The following is a 13,530-nucleotide window of genomic DNA, read 5'->3' on the forward strand; positions in this document are numbered from 1 at the left end:
GGAGGAGAGGCTGCCGCTTTCAGTAAAATGGCTGTTACTATATTATTGAGCCTGATAGTAACCTGTTTCAACGGATTTTTCAGGTGGTGCGAGTGCTGTGTTCGGCATCTCTTCAGGCATTTCGGACATGAACTGGTCCGGCATCTGCATTACAATCGCGCCTGAGAGGCCTTTGCCTGTCATGAACATATGGCTGTAGGCTTCTCTGAGCTCGGTATAGGCAGTCTCATAATCGCCTGAATGGTAGGCGTCAAATGTGCCGATGAGCTGTTCGACGTGCATCTGAAGTCCTTCGGACAGGCCTTCAGCCGGCAGGTTGCCTTCTGTTGCGGTTTCCATGAACTTGGAGAATTCTTCCTTGTACATTTCAAGGTTGTTCATCGCTTCTTCCTGTGCGGCTGTGTCTTCTTCAGCTGTGGCATTGACGTAGTCCACGAAGTAGCCGATGTGTTCGCTCCACATTGCCTTGAACTGCTGTCCGGCTTCCTCGCCGTAGACGTCTGTCACTGCTGCGGCTAGATCTTCGGTATTGGCTTCAAGTGCCATGGTGGATGCTTCAAAGTCTTCTGAGCCGTCGATGCCGTTCTGCATCGCAACTGCGGCGAGTCCTGCGTGTTCACTGAACAGATGGTTCAGATTGGAACGGAGGTCTGCAGCCGGTGTGGCAGGGTCAGTATTGTTGAACTGATCCGGGAACTGGTCGGCGATGGCTGTAGAGAGGCCTTTGCTGACCATATACATATGGCCGATTGCTTCCCTTTCATACATATACGCTGTTTCATAGTCTCCCATTACATATGCGTCAAATGCACCGATCAGCTGATCGACGTGCATCTGAAGTCCTTCAGCCAGTCCTTCAGCGTCTACGCGTTCTTCAGTGGCGGTTTCAAGGAATTTGGAGAAATCATCGCGGTACTGTGACAGCTGGTTGAGCGCTTCTTCCTTCATCGCTTCATCGCCTTCAGCTGTGCCGTTGACGTAGTCCACGAAGTAGCCGATATGGCTGCTCCACATCTCTTCAAACTGCTGTCCGGCTTCTTCACCGTACACGGATGCGATGGTATCCGAAAGTTCCATCGTGTTCTGCTCCAGTGCTGCGGCCGACTGATCGAAATCCTCAGCACCGTCGGCACCTTTTCTCATCGTCTCGACAGCAAGGAATGCGTGTTCACTCAGCAGATGATCGAGCGTCGACCTCAGATCTGCGGCTTCAGTTTCAACTGTCGGCGTATGTTCCTCTGTGTCGTTTGCCTGGGCCATCCCTGCATTCGAAAATACGAGCAATGCTGCCATGGGAATGACGGCCAGCTTTTTAAAATCCATCCTTCTCACTCCTTTTGTTTGTTTTCACTATGTATACGCATGGAGATTACAAATGGATCACATGATTTCATAAAAAAATTAAAAAATCTCCATTCCAGCCTGTCCAGAACTGAAATGGAGATGATATTTAGAAGTCGGCTGACATGACGATGTCACCCTGAGGTGCCTGGTTCTGGGGGGATGCTTCCACTGTGATTGCAACCGTGTCCCAATCCACATCTTGAGCATCATCCAGTGTGAATACCGTGTATCCTTCACCGCTGTCGTTCGGCACGAGCGTGCCTGCACGGTACGGCTGTTCATCCTTCAGGAGCCATACCTGGTAGACTTCGCCTTCATTGAGATCCGTGAAGTTCTGTGCCTGGAGTACAAGCGTCTGGCTGCCGTTCGTTTCATGCATCGCGATTTTCGCATTCATGCCTTCCGCCTCGGACGTCGGTGCCAGGTTGATCGTCTCACCGTCCTCGAGCAGTGCCTGCGAAAGCGACTCGGTCTGCTGCTGGGCGTTCCACAGATAGATGTTGCCGATCACCGACAGCAGCAGGGCGGCGGCGAGCGGAATCAGCAGTTTTTTATAGAAGCCCGTTTTCGTTCTTTTTTCGTTTTTATATCGCGCAGTATCCCTGTCATCCACCGGGTTTTGCTCCTGTTTTGTATCTTCCGCGAAGATGTTGCCGAGAATCCGGTCTTCCATGCCGTCAGGCGGGTCCAGCTGTTCGGTGTTACGGGCCAGTTCCGCGTTCAGTGCCTCCCATTCGGCCAGTTCAGCCTGGCAGTCGGGGCACTCTTCGAGATGCTTTTCAAATTCCGCTTCTTCCTTCTGGTCCAAGTGTCCGTTGTAATAGTCGATCAGTCGATCGCAGTGTCTGCTATCATTCATTTTGAGTGCCCCCTTTCCGTGCGGGATCCATATTTTCCCTGAGATGTCCGAGCGCGAGCCGCAGCCGGCTCTTCACCGTGCCGAGCGGCACATCGAGTGCTTCGGCAATCTGGGACTGGGAATACGCCTTGAAATAGAACAGCGTGACGATCCTGTGCTGTTCGTCGTTCAGTTTCTGCATTGCGTCATTTATGATTTCACGGTCTTCATGGTGTTCCGCCTGTTTTTCCACCGGTGAATTGAAGTGGTCACTGTCCGGGTTCACATCATCACGTTCATCATATTCATAAGTATCGATCTTTTTACGTCTTGAAATGTCAATCGCAGAATTCCGGGTGATCGTAATGAGCCACGTCGATAATTTCCCCTTGTTTTCGTCGTAGGCCCCTTTCTTCTGCCAGACTTTCATGAAGACATCCTGCACCACTTCCTCGGAGCGTTCATGGCTCGAGGTCATCTTGTAGGCATAGGAATAGAGCAGCTTTTCGTATTTCCGGTAGAGCATTTCCAGACAGGCCTTATCACCTGCCCGGAGACCCTCGTACAGTTCCGAGTCGGTCCTTGTCATACGATTCTCCTTTGTTTGTGCGTCATTCGTCCATTATATATTAATCGGAACAAAAAGGCATGGATGCCGCAGATATTGGCCTCCATGCAATAATCAGCTCTCAGTATCGAGTTCAGTATAGATGACCCAGCGGTTCGGTGTGCCGCCGACGTCGTAGTCATACGGTCCTTCGCATGTAATCAGGTTCAGCAGGCTGTTGTGGGAGTAGCCGAAAATCTTGTCAACCGGCGCCTCGTCCGCATCGAACAGCTCCTTGTCATAGACCGTGAACGTCAGAGTATCACCATCCTCACCGTGGACGATGATCTCATCGCCCGGCTCCAGGGTATGCAGCTGCTTGAACACACCCGGATTCACCGTATCATCAACATGTCCCGCAATCACCGCGTTGCCCGGCGCCCCGACCTCATATCCCGGTTCATACCACGAAGTATCATTAAGCGTATCCGGCACTTCCATCTCACCATTGTCCTTCAGACCGAGATGCTGTACCGGCGCATCCACATCAATCGCCGGAATCTCAATCCGCTCCGGGACGATGCCCTCGCGCTCATCCTTCAGAATCTCCACCTGCTCAGTCGGTATGGTGGAAGGCTGTTCCTCTTCTGTTTCAGGTTCAATACCAGATTCATCTTCCGATGCTTTTTCAGAAGATTCCTCAGCAGTGTTTGTTTCAGATGCGACATCCTCATTCGTATTTTCCGTTTCCTCCCCGGCCTGTTCACCCTGATTGCCGCAGCCGGCAATGACCAAAATCATTGTCAGTAAAAATATAAGTCTGCGCATAACCCGCACCCCGCTTCATTGTTTATCATAAGTTATACAGTATACGCAGGAAAAGGGGAATTGGATCACCTGAGACTGAAATCCCGGGATGATAATCGTGCTTTCATCCCGGGAAGTGATTTATAGGTTTTTATAGTGTTTGACTACATTTTCAACAGTAAACCCCTTTGCTTGAATAACATCTTCACCGGCTCCGGATTCACCGAATGAATCCACACTCATTACTGAGCCGTCTTCTGTAACATATTCTCTCCAGCCCAGTTTCGAACCCAGTTCAATCGAGAGTCTTTTACGCAGTGAAGGAATCAACACTTTATCCTTATATTCTTTGTTCTGGTTTTCGAACAGCTCCCATGATGGCATACTCACGACATTAACTGCTATGCCTTCGTCATCTAGTCTTTTCTGTGCCTCAAGCGCCAGATGGACTTCTGAGCCTGTCGCAATCAGAATGCCCTCGGCCTGTTCTTTTTCAGAGAGTGTGTAAGCGCCTTTTCTGGTGCCCTCGACAATCAGATTGTAATCCTGTTTGAGAACTGGAACATCCTGCCTGCCTAAAGCCAACAGGGTAGGAGTGCTGCTGGATTCTGAACTTATCATCCAGGCACCGATTGTTTCAATGGCATCAGCAGGGCGTATGACATTGATGTTCGGCATCCCTCTGAATGAAGCCAGATGCTCCACCGGCTGGTGGGTTGGTCCATCTTGCCCGACTGCAACACTGTCATGTGTGAAGACGTATGTGACAGGCAGTTTCATCAATGCAGATAACCTGATTGCTGGTCTGAGATAGTCAGAGAACACAAAGAACGTGCTGATATATGGTCTCAAATGGTTGAGGGCCAAGGCATTGCCTATTGTTCCCATTGCGAATTCTCTGACACCGAATTTAATATTTCTTCCCTGGAAATGATTTTCTGCAGTGAAATCAGGGAATTTCTCCAGAGTCGTTTTGTTGGACTTGGATAAATCGGCAGAACCTCCAAGGATGGCCGCATTATCTTCCGCCAAGTGGTTGACTATCTTGTGCGATGCAACCCGGGTGGACATCTTCTCCGTCCCTTCGAATAACTCAGATAGATCTGCAGTAGCTGTATCCAGCTCTTTATCGATGATTTTCAGAAGTGCCGAGTGTTCATCCGGATAGGATTCTTTATAACCACTAAGAAGTGTATTCCACTGAGTTTCTGTCTTGCTTCCTTCATAAGCAATCTCAGCAAAATGACTGTAGACACCATCCGGTACAAAGAAATCTTCATCATGTTTCCACCCATATAGTGCTTTCGCTTTTTGTATAGCGTCTTGGCCAACCGGATCGCTGTGAGCATTATGTGTACCCTCAACATGTTCGACGCCAAAACCAATCGTATTTTTCACTTCGATGATTGTTGGTTTCTCTGTTTCGGATTTTGCTTCGTTTATAGCGGTGTTAACTGCATTCAAATCATGTCCGTCGTCAACAAAAAGATGCTGCCATCCCATACTCTCAAAACGGTTTTTAATGTCTTCTGAGAAAGAATCGGTAACATTGCCGTCCAGGACAACATCATTGGAATCGAAAAGTATAATAAGTTTTCCAAGTTTCAAATGTCCGGCCAGTGAAGCAGATTCGTATGATACGCCTTCCATCAGGTCCCCATCACCACATATACTGTATGTGAAATGATCGATGATATCATATCCAGGTCTGTTGAAAGTGGCACTCAAATATTTTTCGGCCATGGCAATCCCGACGCTGTGACCGATTCCCTGTCCGAGTGGCCCCGTGGTGGCTTCTATACCTTCTGTATGTCCATATTCAGGATGGCCGGGTGTTCTGCTGCCAATTTGTCTGAATCCTTTAAGGTCGTCCAAAGTGACATCATATCCGCTCAAATGAAGTAGTATATAATTGAGTATGGATCCATGTCCGGCGGACAGGACGAACCTGTCGCGGTTAAACCATTCTGGATTTTCCGGGTTGACTTTCAAGTGGTTCTTCCAGAGTTCATAAGCCATCGGTGCGGATCCAAGAGGCATTCCCAAATGGCCGTGCTGGGCCGCTTCCACGGAATCAAGTGCCAAAGCCCTTATGGTATTTATGGATAGGTTACTGATAGATAGGTCAGTTGTATTCTTCATTGTGAATCCCCCTCAGTTTATTTTGCTTCTTCACTGTTGACCTTTTTGTTCCCAAACTTTTTCTGAAGCATGATACTTCCGATGAGAACAAGTACAATCAATGCAATAACGCCAATTTCACCAAGGTACTTGGCGATATATCCGAGTACTATTCCTACAAGAAGGAAATCAGTATCGGAGAAAGTCGTGCTTGCGGCGCCGAGTTCTCCAAGGTATGGAAGGAAGAGCAATGGCAGGAAGGTGATGAGTATGCCGTTCAAGGCGGCCCCTGCGACAGCACCTTTTATCCCCCCGGTTGCGTTGCCGAATACTCCAGCAGTTGCGCCGAGGAAAAAGTGGGGAACAACACCGGGAAGAATAACAACGCCACCTGTCAAAAACAGCGCAAACATGCCGATGACCCCAGCTACGAAACTGACGAAGAATCCGATAAGTACTGCATTTGGAGCATATGGGAACACGATGGGACAATCGAGTGCCGGTTTGGAATTCGGCACAAGCTTTTCGGAAATCCCTTTAAATGCCGGGACGATTTCAGCAAGGATCAGACGGACACCGGACAGGATGATGAATACCCCGGCGGCGAATGTCACGCCCTGAATCAGTGAGAAGACAAGATAGTTGGTCCCGCCGCTGAGTTCACCTTCAACAAATGCCGGGCCGGCAAATAATGCAGCAACAATATATATGACGACCATTGTCAGGGAGATACTGACTGAACTGTCTCTCAGGAAGCTCAGCCCTTTCGGAAAATTGATATCTTCCGTTGAAACAGATTTCTTTTTGAATAAAGAACCGACAGCAGAGGAGGCAACGTAACTGACTGTTCCGAAATGTCCCAGTGAGACCTGGTCGTTGCCTGTAATCTTTTTCATGGTCGGCTGTGCAAGAGCGGGGAATATCGCCATGATGATACCGAGAGCGATGGAACCGACGATGATGAGTGGAATACCTGACCAGTTGCCTACAGTCAGAATTATGGCGAGAAAAGCGGCCATATAGAATGTGTGGTGCCCCGTCAAAAAGATGTATTTCAAGTTTGTCAAACGCGCGATGAGTATGTTGGCAATCATACCGAATATCATGATCAATGCAGCCGTTGAGCCATACTGTTCAAGTGCTATGGAAATGATTGCCTCATTATTTGGTACGACGCCCTGTACACTGAACGCTTGCTGGAACATGCTTCCAAATGGCTCCAATGAACCAGATACGACTCCTGCGCCAGCACTCAGCACGATGAATCCAAGTATTGTCTTTGTTGTTCCCTTTGTAACTTCAGACGATGGTTTTTTCTGAATTAACAGTCCAATAAGTGCGATGATGCCGACAAGAATAGCTGGCTGGCTGAATATATCAACCAATACAGAAAGTAAAGTTTCCATTTATACCCCTCCAGTTTTTTAAGTTTAAAGCGCTCCCTTTTCTTTCAGTTTCTCTTCTATTTTTGTTTTGAGTTCGTCCTTATCCAAAATGTTGTCCAGTACAATAAGTTCACCGAAGCTTGCCACATTATCCGCAAGATCTTTTCCACAGATGAATACATCTGCCATATCCGGCGAGGCTGAACCGAGATCACTATGATCCACTTCGATATGACTCTCATTGATGTCCAGTTCTTTCAATGCTTGTTCAATGTTCATTTCAATCATGAAACTGCTGCCCAATCCGTGACCACATACAACTAAAAACTTCATTTTCAATTCCTCCGATTAACTAAGTATTTTATATATATCTTTTTTGCTTGTTGCTGATAACAGTGCGTTCACAATATCCCGATCACCAAGTTTTGTTGCCAAATCCCGCAGTATATCCAAATGTTGCTCGTTATCCACAGCGGCAAGGACAAATACTAAAGAAGCCTCATGGTCCCCTTCCGAAAAATTAACCGGGGTGTCAAGCTTCAACAGACTTAACGAAATTTCGTTTACTGTTCCGTCCGGCCTTGCATGTGCGATGGCAATCTGAGGGGAAATGACAATGTAGGGTCCAAGTTCATGGACATTCTGTATCATTCTATTTACATAACCTTGTTCGATTTTCCCGGATTCAAGAAGGGGGAAGGAAGCTGTCTCGATGGCAGCCTCCCAGCCGTCTATTTCATCTTGGATCTGTATATTTTTTTCAATCAATACGTCTTTTAACAAAAATATCACCACCTCTACAGTTTGCTGACCTCATTTATATTCTCTATCAATCCCGGCTTCCCGTGGTTCTTGACCCGCTCCATCCTTACTTTGTCCATTAGGATGAAAGAAAGTTGCCTGAGTGCATTCAAATGAATTTTAGGTGAGGTGGTCGCCAGACATATGATATATCTGACAGGGTCATAATCTTCATGTCCAAATCTGACCGGTTCATCGAGTGATACAAAGCTGTATCCCGTCTGATTCACATAATTGAAAGATGAAGCGTGTATTAATGCGATCTGGCTGCCTATTACCATATAGGGGCCATGTATGTTGAACTGTCTGATGATTTCATCTGCATATTCGGGCTGGACAATTGAATCTTCAATCAATGGCTCAACTGTTTTTGAAATTGCTTTTTTCCATGTGTCGGCTGAAACGTTCCACCTGATATGCTCAGCATGCATCAGCTGATTTAGGACAGGGCCGAGTTCCATGGTCTTCTGGACAACAGTTTCTCTGTGGGAATTGATTGCCGAATTCAGTTTGCTCCTGTCATTGCTGTCAAGAAAAGGACTGACATTGATCATTTTTACAGGCTGTTCCTCCATTTGGATTGTACTGATAATGAGATCAAGGTCATGTCTCTCAAAATATGAAGGTTCCAGTTTGGACAGGGAAAGTACTTCGATTATATTAAGTTCCGGATAGTAACTTTCAATCCGTGTTTTTAGTAATTGTGAAGTGCCGATACCACTTCCACAGATCAGTACTATGTTCAAATCAGTGTTTCTGCTCATGTTTTTTCTTTCGATGGAAGAACCAACATGAATGGCGATGAATGCTACTTCATCATTGCTGAATGTCACCTCGAAGGTGTCCTCGAGCAAATGGATATTCGCTTCTATTGCGTAGATGATGTCCGGATATCTGTCGTTAATTTCGCCCAGGAGTGGATTGTCGTTTCTAAAACCATATTTCATCCTGTAGATGGCAGGTCTCAGATGCACAAGCAAACCTTGTATCAGTTCCTTATCCTTATCGATGGTGACACCGATCTGTTGTGTTATATTTCTAAGAAAATAAATGATTGTACTCTTTAAAACATCATCCTCTTCGAATTCAACTGTTTTCTCATTGAATGATTGTCTGGCTCCGAGCAGATGAAGTGCTATATAACCGGTTTCAGAAACCGGCAGTCTGAGATTAAATGTCTGTTCAATTTCTTGCTGAAGAATGGCAGCAATCTCAAACTCTTTTTTTTCACTTAATTTCTCAAATTCTTCCCGGGGCATTACTATTTCATAATCATTTCGGAGACGGTGCAGCGAAATAGCGATATGGAATACCAGTCCGTCAATCGAACTCTGCATCAGAGAATAATTGGCTTTGTTCAATCCGTTTTCAATTGCTTCATAAATCTTGGGAAGCGAGTTCTTTCCCACATATTTCAGGTGTGGCAGTGTTTCAATATGTCTGTAATGCTGAATGAGTATTTCCACATAGCTTTCCCGGAACTTCTGTTCATCACCTTTGATATTGAATCCCTTATTCCGGACATAATTCAGTTCAAGTTTACGTCTCTTTAGCCATTGGTGGATAGATTTCAGGTCATCGACAATTGTTCTGCGTGTGACATTCAAATCGGTTGATAACTTTCCAGAAGAGATAGGGTTCAGTGATTCAAAAAGCATCAATAATATCTGCTCAAAACGCTCTTCTGCAGAATAATATTTAAGATGTTCCTCTGTAACATCAGATACTATCCCGAGTAATTCATCGTCAGCTTTGACTATCACTCCTTTGCCTTTATTTCTGGTGATTCTCACTTCAGGACGCTGAAGCGCATCCTCAATATGTTCCAGATCATATTGGATTGTCCGGTCACTTACATTGAACATTTCCGCCAGGAATCTGACTGAGGTGAAATCCTCCTGCTGCGTTAGATACTTGATGATGCGTTTTTGTCTAGGAGTAAGCATTTGATTACCTCCCTGATTTAATTGTAAGCGTTTCCTAACGTATATGGATGTGTAACCTGTTGCGTATCGGAATCTGAAGAACTTCACATTGAATGTAGTTATTATGAGGTAGCGAAAATTGCATTTCAAATAGTTTTTATATATAAATGATGTGTTGGTAAGAAAAACTGGGAGCGATGATAAAATGAAACAAATAAAACTGCAGATGATAAGAGAAGACCTGGACGATATCCCGGGATATGAACTGCCGGAGGGCTACAGCTTCAAAATGTTCCAGCCGGGGGATGAAAATATCTGGGCGAACATTGAAACGCGGGTGGATGAATTTGATAGTGAAGCGGCTGCGCTTGAGCGGTTCGGGCGCGAATTTGGTGAACACATCGATGAAATGGGCGACCGATGTTTATTCCTCATGGACCCCCGCGGCGAAGCGGTCGGTACGGCGACTGCCTGGTACGGTGACCTGGAAGGGGACGGCAATGTCCGCGGGCGGATCCACTGGGTTGGGATTGTGCCTGAATATCAGGGCCGGGGGTTGTCGAAACCGCTGCTCGGCGGGGCGATGGCGATACTGGCGGGCTTTCATGATGCGGCGTACCTGACATCACAGACGACGAGCTGGCAGGCGGTGAACATGTACCTCGATTTCGGGTTCCGGCCGGTACGGCTGGATGATGGTTACGAGGCGGCGTGGTCATTGCTTGAGGAGAAGCTGGGAAGGGTGATTGGCTATTGAGACAGGATCCGATGCATATTATTCATAATATTTTCACATTTGGCTAAATTTATGATATGTTTCAAATAATATGCAAAAAGGAGAGTTATTTCATATGATGGACCTGATCTATATTATTTTTATCCTTGTACTGACAGGGGCAGTCTATTATCTTTTCCAACAAAATCAGAAAAATGTAAAGCTGGTCAATGATGAAAGAGGCAGAACAGATACGAAGATTCAAACACTTCATCAAGAACAGGATGATAGAGTGCATGAAATAACAGATTTGAAAGAAAAAGAATTGTCTTTGGCTGAAGAGAACGAAAAATTAAAGAAAAAATTAAATTATATTGAAAATACGAATAAGAACAAAGGCGAGCTGATGGCAGCGAGACAGCTGGATGATATTCTTCGGGAATTTAAACGGCAAGGCTTAATATCCCGCTATGACATATTCAATAATGTTCTTCTTTATGACAGTAAGAATCCCAGACAGATTGATCATTTGGCAGTTTGTGATAAAGGTATATATATCATCGAAACAAAGTGCTGGGAAGGCGATATCTACTACAATGTGAGTAAGGACACGCTGAAGAGCAAAAACATGCAGATATTGAACAGATATGTATTCCATGATGATGTCAAAAAAGACTATAAAACATTTGTGCTGAAAACCAACGAAAAAGGATTGATAAGCTATAAAGATTACGGTCATCCTTTTGAGCAGGTTTTGGATACTATTAAAATTTTAAGAAAAGAATTGGAAGAGGCACAGGGTTTAAATGCATTCATCAATGGTATAGTGTATTTCAATTATGAGTCTGGTGGTAAATATACTTTTATAGATGGAACTGCAGAGAGTACAAAAATCAGGGTTGCCAACCAAAAAGAAAACTTGAGAAAGCAGTTTGAAGAAGATTTCACCAGGGTCAGATACTCCCCCATCAATCAGGAAAAATACGGAAGATACATAGAAGCCTTAAAACGCTATGTCTTTAATCAGTAAATAATCTGATATTCAATGATTGTTGTGTAGAACTATAGTCATTCCTGATTATTGGCGTACACTAAAACGTACGCTGTAATTATGGTAATCGGAAAAGTATCTGATGTCCATTTTTTGACACTTCAATAAAAACCGGCATGACAATGGTGTGACTTTTAATTGGAAGCGTTTCAATATGATATAATTCAACCCATAAAGAATATGGGAGTGTGTGTAAATGGGCAGAAGATTGATTGTTTTTTTGAGTTTACTGATGATGAGCGCTGTGTTCGGAGGTGTGGTGCAGGCGCATTCGACAATGGTGTCGTCGAGTCCTGAGGAAGGATCCGAGATGCAGGAGGAAGTGTCCTCCGTGACGATGACTTTCGACTCTGAAATCCAGCAGGAAGAGGAAATCTATCTGGAAAATGCTGATGGTGAGCGTTTCGATTACGAAAATATCACTGTTGAAGGGGAGACGGTGGAACTCACTTTCGCTGAACCGCTTGTCCCGGGGGATTACACTGTCGTCTGGGAAGTCTACGGTGCTGACGGCCACTTGATCAGCGGGGATTACGGATTTACTGTAGCCGGGGATGCACCGGATGAATCTGGAGAATCTGAAGATACAGCGGAGGAACAGACTGAAGAGGGGCAGCCTGAGGAACAGACGGATGAAGTGCCTGCCGAAGAATCGGAAGGTGCTGTTGAAGATGCGGCAGTCGAGGACGAGGGCGGCATGTCCGGTGGTGTGATTGCGCTGATTGCCGGACTTGGTATTGTGGTGATTGCGATGATCATTTTCTTTGCCCGCAGGCGTAAATAGGGAGGACTATTGATGGTTATTGTCTCCCAGCTGCTTTTATACCTGTGTCTCTCCCTGCTGATGGGAATGATGACCGCAGGCGCAATGCCTCGGGGCTGCATGCCGAAGTTCCGTGTGCCGAAGTGGCTGATGATTGCGGCCGCGGCAGGTGTCATCGTCTTCGGGGCGGTGCCGGTATTTTCTATCATTATGAATATGGCCGGCAATCTGTCATTTGCCGGGGCGTTCGGCCAGGTGCTGTTCGGCTTCAATGCCGGGCGGGCCTGGCTGGTCATGTACTTGATTTCCATCGTATTCATCGCGTTTTTCGCTTTTGACATGATGGAGGGGCGTGCAATGGCCCGCGGCGGGGTGGTTCTCATGGTGGCTGTGGCCGTTGCCCAGAGTTTTGCCGGTCATGCCTTCGAACAGGCGGGGCTATGGGGTGTGACGGTGCATGCCGTGCATCTCATTTCGGTTATGGTATGGAGCGGTCTGCTGATGATCCTCGGCTGGTTTACGTGCGGGAGAGTGAAGTGGACCGCTGTGTTATCCTGGTTCACGCCGTTTGCGCTGATCTCCATCATCGTGCTCGCTGTGTCCGGAGTGTTCATCTCGGATGTGGTGACGGCCGGACAGGGCGCGGGCGTCAGCATATTCCGGCGGCTGGCGGATTCTTTGCTGACAGACTACGGCCAGTCCCTGCTGTTCAAGCAGCTGCTGCTCGCGGCGGTGCTCGGCTTCGGGATCATCAACGGCATCCTGTACAGGGCGAAATTGCGGCTTGATCCGGATTTGGAGATCCGGCCGTGGATCAGGGCGGAATCTTTCATAGTGCTGATGATCCTGGCGGTGACCGCCTTCATGGGCGAACAGCCGATACCGAGCCGGCTTGATACAGTCATCGGGCGGGACGGGGTCTCGCCTCTGTTCGCAGCGGTTCATGGAGCGGGCGCACCTGCCGGCACAGGGGTTTCGTTCGGTTTTGATGCAATTGGAGTGCTGCTGATCCTGTTCGCAGCGGTATTCTTCGGCTTCATGCTGTATGCGGCCAGAATGCGGATGCATGCAGTGCTGCCGTTTGCTATGGCCATGTGTTTCGTGGCATCGGCGTATCTTGGAATGATGCTGAGTGTTGTTTGAGAAGCATAGAATGAAGGGTTCCCGGGCATATCGCTGTCCGGGAATTTTTATTGGGCCGATGTTTGGCGGGGCATCGGCCATTGTGGAGGG

The 13,530-nt window shown here is 46.8% G+C and carries 13 protein-coding genes; 4 read left to right on the top strand and 9 right to left on the bottom strand.

All coding sequences use genetic code 11. The features are described from left to right. Positions 1-42: 42 nt before the first annotated feature. From C792_RS0104260 to C792_RS0104300, 9 genes are all read right to left on the bottom strand, one after another. The gene (locus C792_RS0104260) at positions 43-1,323 is read right to left on the bottom strand and encodes a hypothetical protein (RefSeq protein ID WP_017548209.1); all 1,281 of its coding nucleotides are present in this window, start codon (positions 1,321-1,323) and stop codon (positions 43-45) included. 127 nt (positions 1,324-1,450) lie between these two features. Next, entirely contained in the window at positions 1,451-2,203 is a 753-nt protein-coding gene (locus C792_RS0104265) for an anti-sigma factor (RefSeq protein ID WP_017548210.1), read from the bottom strand. Continuing rightward, positions 2,196-2,771 carry an RNA polymerase sigma factor gene (locus C792_RS0104270; protein ID WP_017548211.1) on the bottom strand — a complete coding sequence of 192 codons (576 nt, stop codon included), beginning with the start codon at positions 2,769-2,771 and terminating at the stop codon, positions 2,196-2,198. The genes C792_RS0104265 and C792_RS0104270 overlap by 8 nt, the downstream gene beginning before the upstream one ends. Positions 2,772-2,864: 93 nt before the next feature. Beyond that, positions 2,865-3,557: a class F sortase gene (locus tag C792_RS0104275; RefSeq protein ID WP_017548212.1), complete on the bottom strand. Its 693-nt coding sequence runs from the start codon at positions 3,555-3,557 to the stop codon at positions 2,865-2,867. Between the two features lie 120 nt (positions 3,558-3,677). Beyond that, positions 3,678-5,678 (bottom strand): transketolase, encoded by a 2,001-nt coding sequence (gene tkt, locus C792_RS0104280; RefSeq protein WP_017548213.1) that lies wholly within the window; start codon positions 5,676-5,678, stop codon positions 3,678-3,680. Positions 5,679-5,695: 17 nt separating this feature from the next. Next, on the bottom strand, positions 5,696-7,063 hold the full coding sequence (locus C792_RS0104285) for a PTS ascorbate transporter subunit IIC (protein WP_017548214.1): 1,368 nt from the start codon (positions 7,061-7,063) through the stop codon (positions 5,696-5,698). 24 nt (positions 7,064-7,087) lie between these two features. Then, positions 7,088-7,375, bottom strand: a complete 288-nt coding sequence (locus C792_RS0104290; RefSeq protein WP_017548215.1) for a PTS sugar transporter subunit IIB — start codon at positions 7,373-7,375, stop codon at positions 7,088-7,090. Positions 7,376-7,390: 15 nt separating this feature from the next. Beyond that, positions 7,391-7,825: a PTS sugar transporter subunit IIA gene (locus C792_RS0104295; RefSeq protein WP_017548216.1), complete on the bottom strand. Its 435-nt coding sequence runs from the start codon at positions 7,823-7,825 to the stop codon at positions 7,391-7,393. A 14-nt stretch (positions 7,826-7,839) separates the two neighbouring features. Next, positions 7,840-9,789, bottom strand: a complete 1,950-nt coding sequence (locus C792_RS0104300; RefSeq protein WP_017548217.1) for a BglG family transcription antiterminator — start codon at positions 9,787-9,789, stop codon at positions 7,840-7,842. Between the two features lie 184 nt (positions 9,790-9,973). Between C792_RS0104300 and C792_RS0104305 the strand changes: the two genes are divergently transcribed. From C792_RS0104305 to C792_RS0104320, 4 genes are all read left to right on the top strand, one after another. Beyond that, complete coding sequence (locus C792_RS0104305) at positions 9,974-10,525, top strand: GNAT family N-acetyltransferase (protein WP_017548218.1); 552 nt, start codon at positions 9,974-9,976, stop codon at positions 10,523-10,525. A 94-nt stretch (positions 10,526-10,619) separates the two neighbouring features. Beyond that, positions 10,620-11,513, top strand: a complete 894-nt coding sequence (locus C792_RS0104310; RefSeq protein ID WP_017548219.1) for a nuclease-related domain-containing protein — start codon at positions 10,620-10,622, stop codon at positions 11,511-11,513. Between the two features lie 217 nt (positions 11,514-11,730). Then, on the top strand, positions 11,731-12,318 hold the full coding sequence (locus tag C792_RS0104315; protein ID WP_017548220.1) for a copper resistance CopC family protein: 588 nt from the start codon (positions 11,731-11,733) through the stop codon (positions 12,316-12,318). Positions 12,319-12,330: 12 nt separating this feature from the next. Beyond that, on the top strand, positions 12,331-13,440 hold the full coding sequence (locus C792_RS0104320; protein ID WP_017548221.1) for a copper resistance D family protein: 1,110 nt from the start codon (positions 12,331-12,333) through the stop codon (positions 13,438-13,440). Positions 13,441-13,530: the final 90 nt, after the last annotated feature.

This window comes from Salinicoccus carnicancri Crm (assembly GCF_000330705.1).
Taxonomy (GTDB): domain Bacteria; phylum Bacillota; class Bacilli; order Staphylococcales; family Salinicoccaceae; genus Salinicoccus; species Salinicoccus carnicancri.